General features: G+C 40.5%; 23 protein-coding genes. 3 read left to right on the plus strand and 20 right to left on the minus strand.

Features of this window, described 5'->3' with window-relative positions; genetic code table 11:
- Window positions 1-18: 18 nt before the first annotated feature.
- From A7968_RS02510 to A7968_RS02555, 10 genes are all read right to left on the minus strand, one after another.
- The gene (locus A7968_RS02510) at window positions 19-756 is read right to left on the minus strand and encodes a DUF1365 domain-containing protein (protein WP_064664989.1); all 738 of its coding nucleotides are present in this window, start codon (window positions 754-756) and stop codon (window positions 19-21) included.
- Window positions 749-2,005 carry an NAD(P)/FAD-dependent oxidoreductase gene (locus A7968_RS02515; protein ID WP_064664990.1) on the minus strand — a complete coding sequence of 419 codons (1,257 nt, stop codon included), beginning with the start codon at window positions 2,003-2,005 and terminating at the stop codon, window positions 749-751. Before A7968_RS02515 ends, A7968_RS02510 begins: the two co-directional genes overlap by 8 nt.
- Entirely contained in the window at window positions 2,002-2,712 is a 711-nt protein-coding gene (locus A7968_RS02520) for an SDR family NAD(P)-dependent oxidoreductase (RefSeq protein ID WP_064664991.1), read from the minus strand. Before A7968_RS02520 ends, A7968_RS02515 begins: the two co-directional genes overlap by 4 nt.
- Window positions 2,709-3,140: a nuclear transport factor 2 family protein gene (locus A7968_RS02525; protein ID WP_064664992.1), complete on the minus strand. Its 432-nt coding sequence runs from the start codon at window positions 3,138-3,140 to the stop codon at window positions 2,709-2,711. The genes A7968_RS02520 and A7968_RS02525 overlap by 4 nt, the downstream gene beginning before the upstream one ends.
- 1 nt (window position 3,141) lies before the next feature.
- Window positions 3,142-4,536, minus strand: coding sequence for a deoxyribodipyrimidine photo-lyase (gene phrB, locus A7968_RS02530; RefSeq protein WP_064664993.1), 1,395 nt, complete (start codon window positions 4,534-4,536; stop codon window positions 3,142-3,144).
- The gene (locus A7968_RS02535; protein WP_064664994.1) at window positions 4,536-5,489 is read right to left on the minus strand and encodes a YbgA family protein; all 954 of its coding nucleotides are present in this window, start codon (window positions 5,487-5,489) and stop codon (window positions 4,536-4,538) included. Before A7968_RS02535 ends, phrB begins: the two co-directional genes overlap by 1 nt.
- Window positions 5,490-5,509: 20 nt before the next feature.
- Window positions 5,510-6,172 carry a ChrR family anti-sigma-E factor gene (locus A7968_RS02540; protein ID WP_064664995.1) on the minus strand — a complete coding sequence of 221 codons (663 nt, stop codon included), beginning with the start codon at window positions 6,170-6,172 and terminating at the stop codon, window positions 5,510-5,512.
- On the minus strand, window positions 6,165-6,788 hold the full coding sequence (locus A7968_RS02545) for a sigma-70 family RNA polymerase sigma factor (RefSeq protein ID WP_064664996.1): 624 nt from the start codon (window positions 6,786-6,788) through the stop codon (window positions 6,165-6,167). The genes A7968_RS02540 and A7968_RS02545 overlap by 8 nt, the downstream gene beginning before the upstream one ends.
- A gap of 66 nt (window positions 6,789-6,854) precedes the next feature.
- On the minus strand, window positions 6,855-7,433 hold the full coding sequence (locus A7968_RS02550; protein WP_064664997.1) for an LON peptidase substrate-binding domain-containing protein: 579 nt from the start codon (window positions 7,431-7,433) through the stop codon (window positions 6,855-6,857).
- Window positions 7,434-7,648: 215 nt separating this feature from the next.
- Window positions 7,649-7,945 carry a hypothetical protein gene (locus A7968_RS02555; RefSeq protein ID WP_064664998.1) on the minus strand — a complete coding sequence of 99 codons (297 nt, stop codon included), beginning with the start codon at window positions 7,943-7,945 and terminating at the stop codon, window positions 7,649-7,651.
- A 251-nt stretch (window positions 7,946-8,196) separates the two neighbouring features.
- On the opposite strand from A7968_RS02555, the gene trhA reads away from it, so the two are divergent.
- Window positions 8,197-8,826 (plus strand): PAQR family membrane homeostasis protein TrhA, encoded by a 630-nt coding sequence (gene trhA, locus A7968_RS02560; protein WP_064664999.1) that lies wholly within the window; start codon window positions 8,197-8,199, stop codon window positions 8,824-8,826.
- Between the two features lies 1 nt (window position 8,827).
- Here trhA and A7968_RS02565 read toward each other — a convergent pair whose 3' ends face one another.
- The gene (locus A7968_RS02565) at window positions 8,828-9,142 is read right to left on the minus strand and encodes an MGMT family protein (RefSeq protein WP_064665000.1); all 315 of its coding nucleotides are present in this window, start codon (window positions 9,140-9,142) and stop codon (window positions 8,828-8,830) included.
- Window positions 9,135-10,028, minus strand: coding sequence for a LysR family transcriptional regulator (locus A7968_RS02570; protein ID WP_064665001.1), 894 nt, complete (start codon window positions 10,026-10,028; stop codon window positions 9,135-9,137). Before A7968_RS02570 ends, A7968_RS02565 begins: the two co-directional genes overlap by 8 nt.
- Before the next feature lie 124 nt (window positions 10,029-10,152).
- Between A7968_RS02570 and A7968_RS02575 the strand changes: the two genes are divergently transcribed.
- Window positions 10,153-11,235, plus strand: coding sequence for an efflux RND transporter periplasmic adaptor subunit (locus tag A7968_RS02575; protein ID WP_064665002.1), 1,083 nt, complete (start codon window positions 10,153-10,155; stop codon window positions 11,233-11,235).
- 2 nt (window positions 11,236-11,237) lie between these two features.
- Window positions 11,238-14,306 (plus strand): efflux RND transporter permease subunit, encoded by a 3,069-nt coding sequence (locus A7968_RS02580; protein WP_064665003.1) that lies wholly within the window; start codon window positions 11,238-11,240, stop codon window positions 14,304-14,306.
- Between the two features lie 53 nt (window positions 14,307-14,359).
- Here A7968_RS02580 and A7968_RS02585 read toward each other — a convergent pair whose 3' ends face one another.
- From A7968_RS02585 to glgC, 8 genes are all read right to left on the minus strand, one after another.
- Entirely contained in the window at window positions 14,360-14,995 is a 636-nt protein-coding gene (locus tag A7968_RS02585; RefSeq protein WP_064665004.1) for an ERCC4 domain-containing protein, read from the minus strand.
- 314 nt (window positions 14,996-15,309) lie between these two features.
- Entirely contained in the window at window positions 15,310-15,765 is a 456-nt protein-coding gene (locus A7968_RS02590) for a type II toxin-antitoxin system YhaV family toxin (RefSeq protein ID WP_064665361.1), read from the minus strand.
- A 20-nt stretch (window positions 15,766-15,785) separates the two neighbouring features.
- Entirely contained in the window at window positions 15,786-16,115 is a 330-nt protein-coding gene (locus A7968_RS02595; protein ID WP_064665005.1) for a type II toxin-antitoxin system PrlF family antitoxin, read from the minus strand.
- Window positions 16,116-16,312: 197 nt separating this feature from the next.
- The gene (gene rluF, locus A7968_RS02600) at window positions 16,313-17,236 is read right to left on the minus strand and encodes a 23S rRNA pseudouridine(2604) synthase RluF (RefSeq protein WP_064665362.1); all 924 of its coding nucleotides are present in this window, start codon (window positions 17,234-17,236) and stop codon (window positions 16,313-16,315) included.
- A gap of 142 nt (window positions 17,237-17,378) precedes the next feature.
- A complete protein-coding gene (locus A7968_RS02605; protein WP_227008947.1) occupies window positions 17,379-18,458 on the minus strand; it encodes a DUF418 domain-containing protein in 1,080 nt (359 codons plus the stop codon).
- Between the two features lie 16 nt (window positions 18,459-18,474).
- The gene (locus A7968_RS02610) at window positions 18,475-19,686 is read right to left on the minus strand and encodes an EAL and HDOD domain-containing protein (RefSeq protein WP_064665007.1); all 1,212 of its coding nucleotides are present in this window, start codon (window positions 19,684-19,686) and stop codon (window positions 18,475-18,477) included.
- Between the two features lie 115 nt (window positions 19,687-19,801).
- Window positions 19,802-21,343 (minus strand): glycogen synthase, encoded by a 1,542-nt coding sequence (locus A7968_RS02615; protein ID WP_064665008.1) that lies wholly within the window; start codon window positions 21,341-21,343, stop codon window positions 19,802-19,804.
- 31 nt (window positions 21,344-21,374) lie between these two features.
- Complete coding sequence (gene glgC / locus A7968_RS02620) at window positions 21,375-22,676, minus strand: glucose-1-phosphate adenylyltransferase (RefSeq protein WP_064665009.1); 1,302 nt, start codon at window positions 22,674-22,676, stop codon at window positions 21,375-21,377.
- Between the last annotated feature and the right edge of the window lie 7 nt (window positions 22,677-22,683).

Here is a 22,683-nt window from a genome sequence, read left to right on the forward strand (position 1 = left end):
AAATTTTATTGCAGTGTCTTAACTGCCGTTACCTGAATGACCAATAAAAGGCACTCGCTTACAAAACAACTTAAACGCATGGACGTAGATACCTTTAAAAATAGTCCACGTCATTGCTGGAAACCGTTTTAACAAGCGACTGATCGTTGCCTTAGTTAATGTTTGTCGTTCAAGCCTCAGTGTGGCGTCAAACAACAATTGGTCATCTTTTTTATTTTCAATATGTATCATGGTGTTATCTTTATTAAAACGGATATGCCAATGATAGTTCATATCAAGATCCATGAAAGGTGATACGGAAAAAGTCTTTTTAAAGTTCACTTTTTTTTCAAGTGGTACTAAATAGTAATGTCGTTCATTCCATGGAGTATTACTCACCTCAGCAACCATGTGAGTAAAGTCACCTGTTGCGATTTGGTAGAAATAGAAATTTACCGGGCTAAAGTAAACCCCTAAGCAACGTAATTGCCCTAGCATATACACACCCGTAAATGAGTCTGAAACGCCAAGTTGGGCAATTCTAGTAAATGCACGTTGACTGATAGTGTGTTGCGGTTGCTCTGCATATTCTAGGTAATCTTGTTGACAAAATTTTAGTGCCTTCAATCCTTTCGTACCAAGCCAAGGATGAATGCCGTCTAAAGAATCCGGTGCCATTAAATCAACCCACATCATATACATGGGATATTTAAATTGATGTGCTTTAACAGCAAATCGGCGATGTTTAACATCGCCAATATAAACCGCGCTAGTCAAACTCAACCCCAAGCTGGCGTGCTACATCAACCGCACTTCTGACACCGTCTTCATGAAAACCGTTGTACCAGTATGCGCCGCAGAAAAAGCTATTATTAACACCATCTATCAACGGTTTTTGCTGCTGAGCGGCAATTGATGCTTTGTTAAACACCGGATGATGATAAGTAAATTCACGTAAAATCTTTGCTCTATCAATGCCTTCACGATGATTTAAGGTCACACAAAACTGAATATCGCTTTGTATACCCTGCAGAATATTCATTTGATAAGTTACCACTGCGGCCTTGTCAGTATGATCATTTAGCAAGTAATTCCAGCTGGCCCACGCTGCTTTTCGCTTTGGCAATAAACCTGTATCGGTGTGTAAGATCACTGAGTTCTCAGTGTAAGGAATCGCACCGAGTACCATTTGCTCATCCGCGCTTGGCTCATCGATTAAGGTCAGCGCTTGGTCTGAATGACACGCAAAAATCACTTTATCAAAAGTTTCACTGTGCCCATCAGCAAACTCAATGGTGATCATTTGCTCATTTCTTGTTACTGTTTTTATATGACTATTAAGCTGAATTTTGTCTGCAAAACCTTTTATAAGTGGAGCGATGTATTCACGCGAACCGCCGGGGATCACATACCACTGCGGTCGGTTAGTAATATCGAGTAAGCCATGATTAAAGAAAAACTTTACAAAAAACTCAACTCCCACATTACTCATTTCTTTAATGCTGGTAGACCAAATCGCCGCCCCCATTGGCAAAATGTAATGATAACGGAAAAAATCGTTAAAGCCGTGTTGATCAAGTAGCGCACCTAATGTTTGACCCTGTTGATATTGGTTAGCTGCGTGTAATGATTTACATAATTTATTAAAACGCACAATATCACTGAGTAATTTCCAAAACCGCGGACGAAATATATTACGTTTTTGGGCAAATAAACTGGTAAAGGTATGTCCATTGTATTCAAAGCCCGTTTGCTCATTATGCACACTGAAGCTCATTTGCGTGGGCTGGCGCTCAACACCAATACGCTTTAGTAATTTCTCAAAGTTGGGATAAGTGCGGTCGTTAAACACGATAAAACCGGTGTCTACTGCGTATTCATTGCCATCTACAAGCACATCGACTGTCGCTGTATGTCCACCAATGTAATTGTTTTTTTCAAAAACGGTGATATCGTACTTCTTATGCAGTAGCTGAGCACAACTTAGGCCGGCTATTCCCGACCCTATAATAGCGATTTTTTTCAACGCGTTAATCCTTTTGCAAGTTTAAGCCAAAGTGGTAATGGCAATATACGTAAACATTTTAAAATAAGAGTAAATCGATAAGGAAAATGCACTTCTTTGCGTCTTTTTGCTACGCCTTTAATAATATAATCAGCCGCTTTTTCAGCTGTTACGGCCATTGGCATGGGGAAGTCGTTTTTGTCTGTGAGTGGCGTTTTAACAAATCCTGGGTGTACTAAGGTGACATCAATATCGTTTAAATCAATGGCTAAACTTTTAGCTAAATAACTAACTCCAGCCTTGGACGCACCATACGCTTCTGAGCGCGGCAGGGGTAAATAAGTAACACTTGAGCTGACTAGCACCAGCTGGCCACCGGCTTTAATTTTAGGTAACAGTGCTTCTAGGCAATAGCCCATACTGAGTAAGTTGGTTGTCACAACGCGGGTAAATAAGCTGCTATCGAAGTTACGCGCATCATCAATATACTCACAATTACCGGCATTTAAAATCACTCGGTCTAAATTAGGATAAGCTGCAGTAGCAAGACGTATCTGTTGAATATCGGTGGCATCAAACTGACATGCTGTAATATTGTCAAACTGTGCAAGCGCATTTAATTTGTCTTGGTTTCGACCACACGCTATCACAGTATCACCTGCTCTCGCGTATTGTTTTGCTAGTTGCTCCCCTATTCCAGAGGTCGCGCCAGTTATCAGGGTGATCATGATTGTGCTGCCTTTTTGTCTATGTATTTAATAACAGATCCAAGGAGTGGGATCTGGCGATATAACAAAGCACCAACGTCAAAGTAATCTCGATGACTAATGATTTTCTCGCCAGCAAAGCGTAAGTGGCTGTGCCCTTCAACACTTATTTGCTGTGCACCATTGAGCTTTGGGTGCGCGTATTGCATCGTCCAGTACACAAATGCCCTATCATCCGTGCTGACGGTATCACTGATGATAAATTGACAATAATTCAGATTGCTATAAAGACCTGAAAAATAATCGCTTAATTCAGTTAAGCCACTTACCTCATGGAGAGGATCTTTAAACGCAATATCCGGATCATAAATCTCATCCAATAAATATAAATTGTCTTTATTGAGTGACTGATAAACTTCAATAAATTTTTCCGTTTTGTGGTTACCCATGTCATACCTTAAATGCGTCAAGTGCTCGTTGACGAGCCGCTTTATGATCTACAATTGCTGGCCAATACTTATTTTTCTCGCTTCCCTGTAGCGCTAAATATGCATGCGGGAAATGAATGTGCTTGTTCGGTACTGACGTAAGCTCAGGTATATACTTACGAATGAATTCACCTTCTGGATCAAAACGTTCGCTTTGTGTAATGGGATTAAATATTCTGAAATAAGGCTGCGCATCACAGCCAGTACTGGCCGCCCATTGCCAACCACCATTGTTTGATGCTAAGTCACCATCAATTAAATGCTGCATAAAAAAGCGCTCGCCTTTACGCCAATCAATCAATAAATGCTTGGTCAAAAAGCTGGCGACCACCATACGCAGTCGATTATGCATCCAACCCGTTTGTAACAATTGCCTCATTGCGGCATCAACCAGTGGGTAACCCGTTTTACCTTGGCACCAAGCAGTAAAATCAGCGTCATCGCTGCGCCACTGTACAGGATCATACTTTTCATTAAAATTTTGGTATTTGTTAAGCTTTGGATAAGCCACGATTAAATGACGATAAAACTCACGCCACACGAGTTCGTTCACCCAAGTAAATACGTTGCTTTTAGAACTGCTTAATACATCAATATGCTGTTGCTGTACCAAGGCGATTAATTGATGGACCGAAACTACCCCTAATGCCAAATACGGACTTAAACCCGATGTGCCTTTAATACTTGGAATGTCTCGTTGATCTTTATAACTGAGTAGCTTGTCGTGGATAAAACGGTTACAGACTTGACTGAGAGACTCGTCATCTACCGGCCATTTGTGGGAAGTGTTATCAGTGCTTAATAACGCACAACCCTGCCAAGTAATTGGGCTGAACATTGCCGGCAGGGGCTGAAAATAAAAATGCGTGTCTTGATACTGCTTTAGCCAAGCATTTTTAAATGGCGTAAATACTTTAAACATTTCACCGCTCTGATTAAGCACAGTACCCGGTGGCGCTATTACATCACCATCAAATAACCTCAGTGAAATGCCAACTTCATCAGCATCTTTTAAAAAAGCCTGATCACGCTCAACTTCATTAATTTCATATTCTTTATTCGCATAGATATTTGATACAGCATGTTGCTTGCAAAATGCCGTCAACTGCTGCACACAGCCGTGATAATCGCCGCCATCGATAATATGTAATGTAATGCCGTTATCAGCTAATAATTGACCTAAGTAGTCGAGCCTGCGTTTGAGTAAATCAATCTGGATCGGTGCAACATCATGGCGCTGCCATTGTTGCTCAGTGATAAAAAAAATAGCATCTTTACACCCATTTTCGATTGCTTGATAAAGGGCAAGATTATTAAAAAGGCGCAGATCGCGCCTAAACCAAAATACAGTGTTCATTAAATTCCGTAGCGTAGTTTTAATTCGTTAGGATAAGGATTAAAGTACACTTGCTTTGCTAAGTATTCATTTGGGTGCACTTTTAAATGATGCTTCAACAGTGTAAGCGGGACATACAAAGGCACTAAACCTGCTCGATACTCATCAATCGCATCGCGTAATTCTTGTTTTTCAATTTTAGACAGCTGCTTTTTAAAGTAACCCTGTAAATGCATTAAGGTATTACTATTATTTTTTCGTGATGCTGGCCTTTTCAAGGCAGCCATCAAACCACTAATATAACTATCTGCTAGTGCTTCAAAATCACGACCTTCATAGGTACCTAGTAAGTTGCCTAAGTCGCGATATGCTTGATAATTATGGGCCATTAACAGATATTTATATTGAGCGTGAAACTGGGTTAAACGATGAACCGTCACGGCTTGCTCGCGCAGTAGTTGCCAGTTTTTGAAAGTAAACACCCGCATTACGAAATTTTCACGTAAATGCATGTCGTTTAGTCGGCCATTTTCTTCACAAGGCAGTAATGGGTTATGCGCCATTATTTGCTCAGCAAAAAAACCCACACCTTCAGAGGTATTACCGGTGCCAGCTTCATTGTATATTTTGATGCGCTCCATACCGCAACTCGGGCTTTTAGCACAAAATACAAAACCACTCAGCTCTGCCGATTGCTCTGTCGCAACACGCTTGCCGTATTCGGTCAACTTAGGGCCCACGTCTTCGCTGCCATCAGGACGACACACTTTAATTGTATCACCTACTCTGACTTGTCTAATTGTAGGACGCGGGATTGGTAACCCGACTGCAACTTCTGGGCAAAAGCGTTTATATTCAACATGTTTAGCCAACTCATCCATACAAAAATTAGATTTTTTATGACCACTATCAAAACGTACTTTTTCACCTGCAAGGCAGGCACTGATACCTATTTTAATACTCGATTGCGCCATGATATTCCTAGTAAATAGTCCTAGTAAATTAAACTGCCAATTGGATTAAGTAACTTACTCAAGCCTTTATTAAAGTGTAGTGCACTACTGACAACTGTGTAGCATAAGCAACCATCTTTCGTGGTTGGAGTATGCTGATGACGGCCATCTAACCACATAAAATCGCCAGCAACATAATCACCGTCTTCATCGCTAAACTCACCATCGAGTAATAAAGTCAGCTCAAAACCTGTGTGTGTGTGCTCTGGGATCTCGCCACCAGCATCAATGTGCAATAAACTTGAGCGCAGCGCGCCATCTTCGAGGTTAATACGTGAACGTGATAATTTCCCCATTTGCATAAATTTGCTATGAGGAATACGTGCCAGTGCTCGTGGCAATTGATAATTGTATTGCTTTGTAATGGCAATGGTTTGCGGCGGCACTTCGTACACTTCATCAACTTCATCGCTGGCTGTGATAGCTGCAAATAATGACATTTCATCAACACTCAGCTCTTCATCAACAGACAAGTCAGGTTGAGTAAAAATAGCGTCTGCATTGTGTGCTTCTAAGCGTTTAACCTCGGCTTTACAGCATTCACACATTTCTAGGTGGATAGCCACGGCAACACTGAGGCTTGCTGGCAATGACGCATTACAATACTGCGCTAATAACGCATTGCTTGGGTGATGTTTAATCATGGCGGTCTCCCATTTCATTGCGTAATTTTTGTAACGCTAACCGTAAACGTGATTTAACAGTACCGACAGGAATATTTAACTGCTCTGCCAGTTGTTCTTGTGACATATCTTGGAAGTACACCCCTTTAACCACATCTCGTTGTGCTTGAGGTAATTTATCCAAGTAATTTTTAATTTGTTGATTTTCAAGGTGATCACTAAACTCGTAGTCTGAGTTAGCGTGTTGCTCAACCAATGGCCAAATATCTTCACTGATATGCTCTTCTTTATTACTTTTCATTTTTCTGAGCATGTCGAATGAAGCATTTCTCATCACTGTATAAACCCAGGTCGTTGCTGCACCTTTATCGTTATTATACAGGTGAGCTTTACGCCATACTGAGGTCAGGGTTTCTTGCACAAGCTCCATAGCTTGCGCATCAGAATTAAATTGTTTAATACCAAAACGTTTAATTTTTGGCGAAAAATAAGCAAATAAATAAGCAAACGCTTGTTTATCACGCTTAATGGCGACAGCCGATAAGGCATCTGCGAGCTCTTTGCTCGGCGTTTCTGGCATGGCAGTATAGTTACCTGTGTTAGGTTCACAACGTGTAGCTGGTTGTTGACTTACCATCTTAATATTCCTATTAGTTTTCTTACAGGTGCAATACGCTGCAAAAATACAGAGGGATCATATTAATTAGGAAAATTCGTTATTAATCACAGTATGGAGGAAAGAGTGAATATTCGCAAAGTCAGATTTAAAGGCAAGTTGTTGTTTTTTATCAATTGAGATAGGTAACAGCTCAAGCCAGCGAGCAACAACCCAGTTAAGCTCATCAAAATGAGTTTCGCGGTAAAGTTCATTTAACTGCACATTGCTAGCAAATAACTGCTCTAAAGCCATTTGTAAGCATTTATCTTTGTCTGTTAGTTGACGAGGTTGTTGAAACCAAAAAATGTCTTCAGTTGCCGTTAACTGACCATAACGGAGTTGCTGTTTGTTTTGGCTTACATCACTAATTTTAACCACCGATTTAGCAGCTACATCAATTAATAATTGCCCTTGCTCGTCTTGGGAAAAGTCAATAATATCAACTAAACAGCCGTATTGAGGAACATTGAGATAACTATCAACATCATATTGGCACAGTACAAATCCATGCTCGGCCTTTAATGCTTCTTTAACCATGTCAAGATAGCGAGGTTCAAAAATACGTAACCGCGTATACCCGCTAGGTAAAATAAACACTGGTAATGGAAAGATTGCACGTTTCATAAGGCTTTACTACATCAATTTAACTATGCATTACGTTACGTGCACCGCAGCGAATAAGATCAATGTTACCGATCATTACTTAGCTATACCCCAATCAACCTAAGTTTAGCCATTGTCCCACATTACGTAACAGTTCAACTGATGCATAGGCACTTAACAAGCTCACCACAGGTGCTAACATTAAAGCTAATAATCCAAGTTCGCTGCTCATTGTCTTAACCCTCAACCTTTGCATCATTGTTAGCGACAACAAGCTGGGGAGTGTTTTCAACAGCGTTAGCTTCAACGAGTTGCTCGCTTTTTACAGAAAAGAACTCGTTTAACATTTTTTGTGAATCATTGAACAAAGATTCTTTTAATTGACTTTGTAATTCATTACCTGCACTTTCAATGTAGTGCGCGATGTTGTTTGAAAGTGTTTGAGTAATGTCTAATTGACCGTCATTTGCACTTGCTTGTGTAGAACCAACAACCAATAGTGCTGCAACAGATAGTTTGATAATGCTTTTCATAATGGTATTCCTTATTGTGTTATTAAGTTAGTCGCTATTACTTAATCAAAGGTTGTGCCAAGTGAAAAATAAATTGTACCACATTGAAAAATAAAAGAATTATTAAAAAAAATTTCAGCGCATGTTCACACACATTTATTTTGACCAATTATTTTAGTCAAATTAACCACTATTTAGGATTTTTTTGGCATTGATAATTTCAGCGTACACTTGTACACTGAACTCACTTTTTTACTACCATTGAGTACACTATGAGTGTTGTACCTGCTTATTCTGCAAAGGAAGAGCAACTAAATGCGCTTTCACACGGTGCTGGGGTTATTTTTTCAATTTATGTACTGTGGGAACTGCTGACAAAATCGCAAACTTCTGCGCATATCATCAGTGCTCTAGTATATGGTGCGAGCTTATTTTTACTGTTTTTATCGTCTACGCTTTATCACAGCAGTCTCAACCTGCGTGCACGCGCTATCTATAAAAAGTGTGATCATTGTGCTATTTATATATTAATTGCAGGTACTTATACTCCCTTTTTAGTTTTATCATTGATTGGGCTGTGGTCTATTTTACCTTTAATATTTATATGGTCTCTGGCAGTAGGTGGGGTGTGCTATAAACTATTTGTAGTACAACAAAACAAAAAAGTGTCGCTAGCTACCTATTTATTAATGGGCTGGTTTGCAGTGGCGATTATTTATCCGCTGTATTTAAGTGTGCCGATCAATGCATTATGGTGGTTACTTGCAGGCGGGATTTTATATAGCCTAGGAACACTGTTTTACAGTGCTAAACAACGTCAATTTAGTCATGCTATTTGGCATCTGTTTGTGATTGCTGGCTGTGTTTGCCACTATGTGGCAATTAGTCACTATATTTATTAACTTACTGCCAACGATAAATACGCATATTCACTTTACCATTTTTAAAGATGATCCCCTCGCTCTGCAGTAATTGATATTGCTTAAGGTATTGAGGGGACCCTTCAGGAAACGATATCTTACCTTGGCTATTGATCACTCTATGCCACGGGATAACTGAATCTTTAGGCATCAATTTAAGCAATCGCCCCACCAAACGTGCATTACTTGCAAGTCCAGCCATTGCCGCGACTTGTCCATAACTTGCAACGCAGCCAAGGGGAATATTCGCCATCACAGTATAAATTTTATCTTCTTTGCTTGCTTGGCTATCATTCATTTAAAAACTGTTCACTTGCTTGCTTAAAACCTTGCCAGATCGCACGTGCAACTGGCCCATGGTGTACAGAGTACTGCCTAAATACTCTAATTTGAGCACTAAATGTATGCTCTCTATCAAGTACTTCAACTCGTTGTAAAAGTCCTGATCTAAGCTCTGCTTGGCAATGAGCTAAGCTTATCATCGCCCACCCTGCACCGGAAATTAAAAATGATTTTAGCGTAGCTATGTCATCTATTTTCATTATCGCTGAGCCTTTTGAATATGATAACCGCTCAGAATCAAAACTCATCTCACTTTCAAACATCGCTAAGCATGGATAGTGCTGTAGCTGTTGATAATTAAGTTGCTTTGGCATTAAGTTATTAGCACACACCAAACCAATATCAAGCTTACCTATGGGCATACTTTCTAAATCACCAGTGGCATGAAACAAATCAAACCACGGCCCTATCCCTAAATCAGCCTGTGATTTATTCACTTGCTCCAAAGAGGTAAAGCGTTTTCCACTGCTTACGCTAAACTCTGTGCTTTGATACTGAGTAAAAGCGTCACAAATTATATCGTTATATTTTGGCGCATGGCACAATTGTTCGTAACAAATTTTAAAGTTAGCTTCATTACCTAGGGCTAATTCATTGGCTAACTGTGTTAGATGAGATTGCGCACTGAGCAATAACTGTGCTTCTCGATGAAACAATCGCCCCTTTTCTGTAAGGGATAACCGATATTGGTTGCGATCGAGCAATGCAAAGCCAATTTCTGTTTCAAGCTTCTTGATTGCTAACGTTAATGCCGGCTGTGACTTATGTAATACACTAGCCGCTTTTGAAAGGCTTTGGGTACGCACAATGGCATCAAGCATTTTTAATTGGACAAGGTTCATAGCGGACTCTCGTGAATCTTCATAAATTTTATTTATGATCTTTTTAAAATTTAATAATTTTTATTTTATATGTTTGCGGCGTATGCTGCACTCAATTTATGTTTTCATAACCACGGAGAAGACCATGAAACTGTCGCCAGTTTTAATCATAACGACATTAATGCTGAGTTTAGTCGCTTGTAAGGAAGCCAATACTGATGCAGAGGTCGAGCAACCAATTCGCCCTGTAAAATTATTTGCTATAAATAGCAATTCCGACGAGACAATTCGTAGTTTTCCAGCCGAAGTGGTGGCAAATCAAGGCTCTTACTTAGCTTTTCGGGTCAATGGTGAGTTATTAAAATTCCCTGCACTGGCAGGTCAACATGTTGAAAAGGGTCAACTCCTTGCAAAGCTCGATCCGGAAGATTTTCAACTACAGTATGAAGAGCGTAAAGCGCGATTTGAATTAGCGCAATCGCAATTAGAGCGCGTGGCGACCCTATTTGATAAATCTATCACAAGTCAGTCAGAGCTTGATCAAGCCCTCGCTAATAAACAGGTAGCAGAATCAGCGTTAAAAATAGCGAAAACAAACTTAGATAATAGTGAGTTGCGCGCACCATTTAGTGGCACCGTGGCAAAAGTATTTGTTAAAAACTATGAGAATATTCAAGCCAAGCAAAATATTCTACGTTTAGAAACACGTGATTTAATGGATGTTATTATCCAAGTACCCGAAAAGCTGATTGCTCGTATAGATAAAGACGCGAACTATCAACCAACCGTTGTATTTGACGGTTTTCCCAATAAATCATACACATTAACAATCAAAGAATATGATACACAAGCCGATCCAGCCACACTCACGTACAAGGTGGTTTTTTCATTACCTGTCCCAGAGGATTTTAATTTACTCGCAGGTATGACCGGTCGTGTCGATATAGATTTGAGCAAGATAACCCATTCCCAATCTCGGTATGTTTTATTACCTGTTGAAGCGGTGTTTTCTGAACCCACTGAATCTGCAAATAACAGCTATGTTTGGGTATATGACCCAGAGACTGGCAAAGTGAATAAACAAGCCGTCGCTGTAGGGCAATTGCACCGCAGTGGCATTGAAGTGCTCTCAGGTATTAAACAAGGGCAAACTGTGGTTGCCGCCGGTGTACATTATTTAGAAGAAGGGATGCAAGTGCGTCCGTGGCAAAAAGAGCGAGGCTTATAACAATGAGTTTTGCAGAAATTGCCATTAAACAAAAAGTGGTTAGCTGGATGTTTGCACTACTGTTATTAGTCGGTGGTGCGGTGTCTTATTTTGGCCTTGGACAACTTGAGGATCCAGAGTTCACACTCAAAAAAGCCATGGTGATCACCTTGTACCCCGGTGCGTCACCTCAGCAAGTGGAAGAAGAAGTTACTTTCCCGATAGAAAATGCAATTCAACAATTACCCTACGTTGATTACGTAACCAGTATTTCATCTCCTGGTAAATCCCAAATCACCGTTGAAATGAAAAGTACCTATCGCAAACAAGACTTACGACAAATTTGGGATGAGTTGCGCCGTAAGATTAACGATAACGCAGCAACACTGCCCAGCGGCGTTTACCCAAGTACTATCTTGGATGACTTTGGTGATGTGTACGGCGTAATGTATGCGGTGACGGGTGATGGTTATTCATACGATGAATTAAAAGATTACGTGGATTTCTTAAAACGTGAGCTAGTCCTTGTTGAAGGAGTCAGTAAAGTCACTGTTAGCGGAGAACAGCAAGCGCAAGTTATGGTGGAAATATCAACCCGTAAACTGGCCCAACTAGGTATTGCACCCAATAGAATTTATCAATTATTACAATCACAAAACACAGTATCGAACGCAGGTAAGGTACGTGTCGGTGATGAGTCAATCCGCCTTCACCCAACGGGGGAGTTTAAAGACGTAAAAGAGCTTGAAAACCTATTGATCTCCAAGCCCGGAGCCAGTGAACTTATCTACTTAGGCGATGTTGCAACGGTATACCGAGAATACGCAGAAGTGCCTAATAATGTGATGCGCTTTAATCAGCAGCAAGCTTTGCTGGTGGGTATCTCTTTTAGCAACGGCGTTAACGTAGTGGATGTTGGCGATAACATTCACTCGCATTTAGCATCACTTGAATACCAGCGCCCACATGGAATGGAAATTAACACGGTATACAACCAACCCGTAGAAGTTGAAAAGTCTGTAAACGGGTTTATTGTCAGCCTATTGGAAGCCGTTGCTATCGTGATCATTGTATTACTGGTATTTATGGGCTTTAAAAGTGGCGTACTGATTGGCGCAATCTTACTGCTTACCGTGCTTGGTACTTTTATATTCATGAAGCTGTTCGCTATAGATTTACAGCGTATTTCGTTAGGCGCGCTGATCATCGCCTTAGGTATGCTGGTTGATAACGCTATCGTGGTCACCGAAGGTATATTAATCAACTTAAAGCGTGGACAAACAAAAATACAAGCTGCAACAAATATTGTTCAGCAAACAAAATGGCCTTTACTTGGTGCAACCGTGATTGCGATCACCGCATTTGCACCAATTGGTTTAAGCTCTGATGCCAGTGGTGAGTTTGCGGGTAGCTTATTTTGGGTGTTATTTATCTCGTTATTACTGAGTTGGATCACAGCAATTACCCTAACTCCATTTTTTGCTGATCTAATGTTTAAAGAGTCTGAGTTAACAGAGCAAAGCCACGCTGAAGATCCATACCAAGGTGTGATATTTAACAGCTATAAAAGCCTATTAAGTACCGCAATGCGCTTTCGCAAAACCACCTTGTTGCTGATGGTGGTGCTACTTGTCAGCTCAGTGTTTGGGTTTAAGTTTATCAAACAAGCATTTTTCCCCGCCTCTAACACCCCGATGTTTTACGTGGATTATTGGCATACTCAAGGCGCTGATATTCACGCGACATTAGATGGCGTTGCCAAACTCGAGGCCTTTTTACAAAAAGATGAGCTGGTCGAAGAAGTAACATCAACAATCGGCCAAGGCGCACCGCGCTTTATGTTGACCTATGCGCCCGAAAAATCGTATCCAGCGTACGGCCAATTGATCATTCGGGTTAAAGACCGTGAAGCCGTTGCAACCATGATTGCCAAAGTACGGGATTACGAAACTGCTCATGTGTTTGATGCCAAACTTAAAATTAAACGTATGGAAATTGGCCCCTCTACCGATGCAAAAATAGAAGCGCGTTTTTCGGGAGCGGATCCTGTCGTGCTTCGCCAATTAGCAAAACAAGCCAAACAGGTATTTAGTCAGGATGCAGGGGCCTACAATATTCGCGATGATTGGCGTGAACGCTCGAAACTTATTCGGCCACAATTAAATGAGCAAAAAGCCAGACGTTTAGGGATTGCTAAAACAGACTTAGACCAACTGTTGTTGACTAGTTTATCGGGTAAGAAAGTGGGCGTTTATAAAGATGGCACTCAACAATTACCGATCATTGCCCGCTCCCCTGCTGAAGAGCGCTTGAATGTTGAAAGTCTTCGTGATTTACAAATCTACAGCCCAGTATTAGGTGTATTTGTGCCCGTTACTCAAGTGGTGGATGACTTTGTTGTAGAGTGGGAAGACAGCCTGATTATGCGCCGTGACCGTAAACGTACAATCACCGTGATGGCTGATCACGATGTCATTGGCGATGAAACACCCGCAAAGCTATTTGCCAGAGTAAGAGCAGGCGTTGAAGCCATTAAACTCCCTCATGGTTATGAACTGCAATGGGGCGGCGAGTTTGAATCTTCCACTAAAGCACAAAAAGCCATTTTTGGCTCATTACCACTGGGCTATTTAGCAATGTTTGCGGTTACTGTGTTGCTATTTAACTCTGTTAAAAAACCATTAGTGATTTGGGCAACCGTACCGCTTGCCATAATTGGTGTAAGCGCTGGTTTATTACTAATGAACGCGGCATTTAGCTTTATGGCTTTATTAGGCCTATTGAGCTTAAGCGGCATGCTGATCAAAAACGGCATTGTGTTAGTCGATCAAATCAACCTTGAACTCAGTGAAGGCAAAGACCCCTACCAAGCGGTATTTGATTCAGGTGTCAGCCGTGTGCGCCCTGTTGCCATGGCAGCCATAACCACTATTTTAGGCATGATCCCGTTATTATTTGATGTGTTCTTCCAGTCAATGGCGGTAACCATCATGTTTGGGTTAGGTTTTGCAACGGTACTGACCTTAATCGTAGTGCCAGTGCTTTATACCGTGCTGTTTAGAATAGATATTCCTAAAAAGCATGATATCTAAGGTTAAGTATTACTAAGGTGCACAATGAGTGCTCCTTAGTAATAAATTATCGGCTAAGATATGACTGCAACTATTTTAGTCGCTATTTCTTTACCAACACCTTCAATGTTACGTAATGCATCAATATCTGCAGATAGTACACCTTTCACGGAACCAAAATGAGCCAAAAGGCGTTTAGCAAGTACAGGCCCAACACTAGGTAACCCCTGTAAAATATAGAGCTGCCTAGCTTTAACTGTTTTTGGTCTACGGCCGAAACGGGGTAAGTCTGTTTTCAATTGCTTGATTTGCTGCTGTGCTGCAAAAACCATTAAAGCAACTGACTCTCGGCTATCAGCTGCACGCAAAATTGATATTCCAAATACGATTGTCAACGTCACCAAAGCCCCAAGAATTGAATGGCGGTGTACTTTATAGTTCGCTATATCGCGCGCATTACCTTCTATTAAGATCGCAGTCTTAAAACCCGAATTAGCAAGACGACTTGCTTGGTTAAATAACCTCCCTGAAATAAGCGACTCCACAAGATCACACAGTTGTTTTCGTTCAATTAACAACCACCCATTAATGAAATAATCACCTATAGGTAAGCGTTCAACCGTGAACAAAATATCAGTTCTTTGTTTTAAAATACTAAGGGTATTACTTCGGCGTTCACGATCATCTGCAATAATATGAATGTTATCCATTTTACCCTCCTGCGCTACTCGAAAGCTTTCTCTTTTCTAACCTTTACATAACTTCAAGTTATTAATAACGATTTATTGGAAAAAAATACATTTTGACTATACAACCAGAAACTGTATATAAAAACAGTAGTGTGTGAATCAGCATTGTCAAATATTAATCTCAGCTTTGTAGTAAAATAACATCAAAAGGAGCATTATGAATTTATATCTAAATACTCCAAGGTCTAAAGCCCTTTTCGATTTACTCTTTCTCAGCTTAGTGAAGAAATTAATAGTAAGTTAAATAGCGCAACTAAAGCGGGAGCTGTAAAGGCTTATGGAGACAGTAATTCGTCCTTGGCTGTTTTTAAAAGCTCATCCCATCCCTCAGGAGGATGACCAGCCTTTAACATCTTTTCGAATACTTTGTAAGCATCAGTTTTGCTACAGTATGCTCGTTTATTCTTGTCATCATTAACCCATGCGTAAACGATAACTTTAGACTCTAGGTGATAACGAAAAAACAAACGGTATTGCTGGAAGAACTTTGCCCGAAACCAATGCTTGTTATCATCACCTAATGTGTTTCCTTGGCGAAATTCAGCGCTGGTAGGATCATGCGGTATTAATTCAAAGATTAGTCTTTGAATTGCAGCTAATCGTTTCGTGGCATTTTTTTTAAGGTAGCTCTTTGAATCTTTTTTACGTAGAGCCTCAACTTGCATTTTCAGGCTTAGATACTGCTCTTTAAACAACGGATGAGTGTAGAGTGTCCAACCATTTACGACCATAGGTATCGTTTTTTGCAAACTTACTCGTCCTCATCCAATAACGGAGCATCTAAATCAATTTCAACATTTTCAACCAACGCATCAACGCTTTCACGCATACTTGCTGAGAACGGCTCTAGTCTTTCAGGGTGAGCCTGCATATCACGCGCTATGAATGATAAAAACTCGCCAAGCACAGGGTCGCTTTCGTTTGTTTCTGCACGCGAAATAACCACACTGCCATCAGACTGAATAGCATATTTGATTTTGTCTTTCTTGTTTAAATGCAACGCCTGACGAACAGAGCTAGGCACTGTAGTTTGAAAACGGTCAGTAAGTGTTGATTCAGTTTCTAAAGCTAATTGTGCCATAACAACCTCTATCTTTTACTTGTTTCATTGGTTTTAATTTTAGTATGATTGAAGAGGTAATGCAAATGCATTACCTCGGTACGTGATGCGGTACTCACCCTTAGCCAATACTGCATCACTATAACCACCACGAAGGCCATCAGGTTGATATGAAACTGTATTACAACCAACTAAGAGCAGGCTGTAATACAACATCGTTACTTTTTCAGGCTTAATGTGCCTGTGCGAGTGGTGCTATTTCGTCTTGCAGGCTTGCTATTGGTTTGACTATGTTGAGACTTAAAGCGGCCTTTTTTTACATGTTTAGAAAAATCACGTTTTTTGTCATCATCTTTACGTGGTGCTCGCTCTTGCGAAGGTGTGCTAACTTTAGCGGCTTGTTTGTTTTTATCCACTGACAACTCTTCGGTTTTACCAGAATCGGCTATTGAGTCATTGATCAACGCCATCTCTTGCTCAGTTAAATGACGCCACTGCCCTACTTTTAAGCCTTTAAGCGTTACATTCATAATACGTGTTCGCTTAAGTGTAACTACTTCATAGCCTAAATATTCACACATTCTTCGGATTTGGCGGTTTAAGCCTTGAGTAAGAATTATCGTAAACTGTTGCGGGCCAGTTTGCGTAACTTTACATTTTTTAGTTACAGTATCGAGGATGGGAATGCCACCAGCCATTTTGTTTACGAACTGGCGATTTAATGGTTTATCTACGGTTACTACATATTCTTTTTCATGGTTGTTGCCGGCACGAAGGATTTTGTTAACGATATCACCTTCGTTGGTTAGAAATATTAACCCTTCAGAAGGTCTATCTAAGCGACCAATTGGGAAAATACGATCAGGATAATTTACCGCTTTAACAATATTACTTTGAATTTTACGCTCTGTAGTACACGTGATGCCAACAGGTTTATTGTAAGCAATATACACGCGCTTAGGGACTTCCTTAAGCGGTTTACTATCGACTAAGACGACATCGCTAGTTGCAACCTTTACACCCATTTCAGGGCGCTGGCCATTGACAGTAACACGACCATCTTCAATATATTTATCCGCTTCGCGTCGTGAACAAAAACCAGTGTCACTAATAAATTTATTTAATCGTTTTAAATCTGTCATTACCATTTCATCTTAATTTCAAAGGCCAGTATTGTATACCCAAACCACCTCAAGATACGAGCATGAGGTGGAATTAAAAGCGATTTAGGCAAGACTGTAAGGCGTGTCTATTATAAAAATAACCTGAAAAGGTAAACACGAATTAACGTGCTAACTTTCGCCAAATAAATTCCAGTGGCCCTTGCTTAAAATAACGCAGGTAAATCACGCTGCAAACCAATTGTGTAAGGACAAGTAAGCTCACAAGTAACCAGTACTCAATGCGGTTGAAGCTTAGTATCCAATGTGGAAAGAAAACCTTAAATAACAATAACAAACAAACTGTTTGCATAATATATAATGTCAATGCCAGTTTTCCTGAGCACTGCAAGGCTTTAAAATGAAAACCATATTTTGTTGTAAGAGTCACCACCATATGGATCATTAGCAATGCTGTAAATAAGGCTGCTAACCAATTTACAGGTTCTTTTAAAGCCGTAATTAATAGGCTGGATTGATACTCAAAACTGATCCTTATTGCGCATAAGAGAATTGCAATAAGCAGCACCCTGAGTTGCCATGATTTCGGTAAACCGGTGCAAAAAAAATCATTTTTGTAGCCATAAATACCGAATAACATTAATCCTGCGGTCATCCACAAAGTGATCAGCGGAATTACTATTATCATCACCAGAAACATCACACTATTACTGGCGATCATGTCAATTGCGGATCCACGATGCATATCATAACTTGCTAAAAATGCCTCGGAGTCCCTAAAGTAATTGGGAGGCGGTTCGACGAGAGTGATTAATACTGTAACGCCCATGCCTAATAACAAAAACTGCCAGCCACGTTTTAACAAGCGCTCATCGCTTGCGTCGAGAAACTTTATTACCAGCCAGCCTGCACACGCATAGATCAGTAAAATATCCCCAGCCCACAGTAAAAAACCGTGTAATAAACCAAACACAGCTAATATTTTTAACCGCTGTTTAAGCAGCTCCATTTGCTGATAACGTTGCCATTGGATATATAAACCAGCGCCAAACAAAATACAAAACAGGCTACGAAAGCGACCATCAACAAAAATTAGGCTGAGCCATTGAATAATATGATCAGAAACGGGCGGATCAGCTAATGGCACATAACCAAACTCAAACAAACCGAAGAAATAGGCGTTCATGTACATTAAGCCAAGTACTGCAAGGCCGCGAATAATATCCATATTGTGATTGCGCATTAATAGCTCAACTATATTAATTGTACTGGTGTGTGTTTGACCAGTCTAACGCATCTCGATAAAATTTGGGTAGTAAATCACTGTTTATATTAATGAATACAACTGCTTGTTCCATTGCCCACCAACTGCCAGATTCATACGCTTTTACTGTTTCAAGAATATAATACAAAGTATTTTTTTCTTGCAGTAAGGCAGCTTTGATTGAATCAGGAAACGGTAAACGGGTGAGCAGCTGCTCCATTGGTCGATCTAAAATCGCATCTAGCAGTGAAAATAACCCGGTTAAAAAAGCACTATTGGCTTGACTGGGTGCAACTCTGTTCGCAATGAGTTCACAAAACCGCGCACGGATAATACACATTTTTATTAATTCGCTGGGCTTGGTTTGCGCAACATGGGCGGTGATGATCAAACTAACAAACTTTTTAATATGATCATGACCTAAATAAACCAATGCCTGTTTCAGTGATTCAATCTCTTTTTGCACAGGAAACACACCGCTATTGATCAACCTCAACAACTTAAATGCCAGCGCCGTATCTAATTGAAACAAACGTGCAATCGCATTGATATCAGGATTCTGTTTCATGACTTGCGCATAAATTGTCAATGCAAGTGCATAATTAATATCAATATCTTTTTGTTGAATGACCACAGGTTTGGCAAAAAAATAGCCCTGAAAATAATCGAAGCCCATCCTGTGCGCCGTTTTAAAATCATCTACCGTTTCTATTTTTTCAGCTAATAATTTTAATTTATTGTACTTTTTTAGTTTTTTTATCAGCGGTGCAATTTGCTGTAATGGGGTGATTTGAATATCAAACTTAATTAGTTTAATCAGCTTTAAAAACCTTTCCCACTTAGGTTCATACACAAAATCATCCAGTGCTAAGACAAAGTTTTTATGGAAAAGCGCACGACATAGCTGATAGTTTTCTTCAGTTGGTTCGATTGTTTCTAACAGTTCTAGGACTACATCTTGTGACGGCAAAAATGCACACAAGTCCATTTTCAATGAATCTGGACCTATATTAATTAATGCTTTTTTGCCGGACGTGATATGTCGGGTACCAAAATTAAGCTGATTTTCCATAATCAGCTTGGCAGTCGCGACACTTTCTTCGATATCTGGAAAGTAATTCGCCGTGCTGTTGCGAAACAATAGCTCGTAAGCAACAACATGCTGGCGACGATTAAAAATTGCTTGGCGGGCAACAAATACTTGCACTAATTCACCCTTTAAGTAGGTTATTGGTCATTGCTCAGAACAAAACCAATACTAAGTAACTAATATATAATGTTATTACAGTACATTATAGCTAGTAAGAGGGTAAATAGCAGTATTAATTATAAAGTTTACTCAAGTAATCCGTTGCTACTTGTGACCAAGTAAATCGAGCCGCTTTTGCATTACTGACTATTTGCTGCCATTGATTTGGCTGTTCTTGTCGCAGTGTTAGTGCTTTTTCAAAACAGTTTAGTAACGCTTCACTTTGCATTTGTAATGTGTCACCACTGAAGCTAAAGCCATTTTCTAAATCAGTGATGGTGTCCTTTAAACCACCAACTTGGTGTACTAAACACGGTTGCCCTGCACGCATCGCCAGCATTTGGCTAATACCACACGGCTCAAACGAACTCGGCATCAAGAACAAATCCCCTAATTCATACAGTAAATCGCCAACATTGTTACCATAACCTTTTAAAAATAACAGATTACTATTGCGAGCCATTGCAGCTGTGAAGGTGTTTTCAAGTAGTGGATCACCTGAGCCTAAAATAATCATTCGTCCTTGCTGCTCAGCTAGCTTTTGGCATAATTGATCAAGTACTTGCTGATTTTGATAAGGTTGGCGCAGCAACAAAGCTTTTTGGTCGGTCAGGCGCCCTACACTTGTTACTAAAGGCCCGCTCATGGGTTGCGTACTAAATTTTAGCAACCGTTGATGAGCAATATAGTAACTGCTTTGTAAATTAACCTCTTTTGCCATCCAAGCAAATAAAGCCTGGTCTATTGCAGCGTAAAGATCGGATAACTGACTATTTGCGAGTTGTTTGTCGGTGTTGTATTCGCAGCCATTTAATATGCCAACCAGTTTATTCTTCGCACTGGCTTGCTTTAAATCTTGCTCTAAACCCTCACCACCAAAGTAACCATTATGCGGTTGACTGGCTTGCAATACTTCTTGCGCGTAACTTGGCGAGACTAAATGTATTTTATCAACTAAATTAATTGCGCTGCGCATCGGGTTAAAACAATGAGGATAGCGTGGATCGCACAACAGCTCACCGTTATAGCTTAGCGATGGAAACCATGCTTCGAGGCTTGAATCATCACCCTTAAATGGTCGTATCCCTTGTAGGGCAATATTGTGCACCGTATACACGGTACGTAAAGAAGAAAAAGATGCAAACCGCTGGTCAAATTTTAATAGCACGGCCACACAGGCACTGTGCCAATCATGCAAATGCAATACATCAGGGCGGGTGATCACACCTTTTAACAATGCCTCACATACACTTGCATTAAATAGCGCAAACTTAGTCGCATCGGTAGCAAACGGCCGGTCTCCATCATCGTTGCAGTACACGTCACCATTGTGTTGGCTAAATAATGAGTGCGATAACACAATTTGCCTCACCTGTTGTTGCCCAACATATACTTGCCACACTTGAACTGAGTGGATACTGCCTGCAAATGGTACCTCTACAGTACCTAGTTGTATTCGCTCTAGTGCACTAAAACCGTAATCAGGAATAACCACATCGACGGTTAAGCCATGCTCTACCAATGCTTTTGGGCAATCCCGTAGTACATCAGCAACACCGCCGACCTTGGCATTTGGTAAAGCGTCATTTTCGGCCGCAACCATTAATACATGCATCTTTTTCTTATTTCCTACTGCTGTTTAAACTTCAGGCCAATTGCTTGCTCTCACGTTCTAGGCGCTCAAGCTTTTTTGAAAGCTCAGTGAGCATTTCGCGAGTTACTAACACAATACCTTTTTTCGATACTCTAAAGCCATTTTCTTCATCTGCTTTACGATCATAACCAATTTCAACACCGGCTGGCACTTCACAACTACGGTCAATAATAGCACGGCGAATACGGCAATTACGTTGAATAATTGCACCCGGTAATATCACCGATTCTTCGATTACGCAGTATGACCGAATATGAACATTGGAGAACAATAATGATTTTCTCACTACTGAGCCTGAAATAATACAGCCGCCCGATACCGTCGAATCAACAGCCATGCCACGTCTATCGTCATTGTCAAAAATAAATTTTGCCGGTGGCAGTTGCTCCTGATAAGTCCAAATTGGCCAGGTTGGATCATATAAATCTAACTGCGGCTCTGGCATTACCAGTTCCATATTTGCTTCCCAAAATGAATCCAGCGTACCTACATCACGCCAATAAGGTTGTCCTTCATGGCCTGGATCACGAAATGGGAAAGCAAATACATTATGCTCCTCAATAATGGCTGGAATTATATCATGCCCAAAATCACGGCCTGAGCCTTCATTTTCAGCGTCTTTTTTCAACTGCTCAAATAAAAAATCGGTATTAAAAACGTAATTTCCCATTGATGCTAAACATGTTCCCGGCTTACCTGGTATTGAACTTGGCATTTTCGGCTTTTCATCAAAGCGTTTTACACGTTTGGCTTCATCGACCGTCATAACACCAAAGGTATCAGCAGCTTCTTCACACGGTACTTCAATACAGCACACTGTCATATCAGCACCGGTTTCAACATGTTTCGCTAATAACGCACCGTAATCCATACGGTAGACGTGATCGCCAGATAAAATCATCACATATTTGGGTAGCTCATGGCGGATGATATCCATATTTTGAAACACCGCATCGGCGGTACCGCAATACCACTCATCACCATAGCGTTGTGATGCTGGTAAAATCTCAACAGATTCACCCAACTCTTTTTTAAAGTGGCCCCAGGCGCGATTAACATGGCGAATTAACGAGTGTGACTTATATTGAGTGGCGATCCCGACACGGCGAATACCTGAATTAATACAGTTTGATAGCGGGAAATCGATAATACGATGCTTACCACCAAAATAAACCGCAGGTTTTGCCCGCCAATTAGTTAATTCATGTAAACGTGATCCGCGCCCACCCGCTAAAATGAGTGCATAGGTTTCCCGTGTCAGACTACTTATGTAGCGATTTGCATAACTTGGCATAATTATC

The organism is Pseudoalteromonas prydzensis (assembly GCF_001661495.1).
GTDB classification, from domain to species: Bacteria; Pseudomonadota; Gammaproteobacteria; order Enterobacterales; family Alteromonadaceae; genus Pseudoalteromonas; species Pseudoalteromonas prydzensis.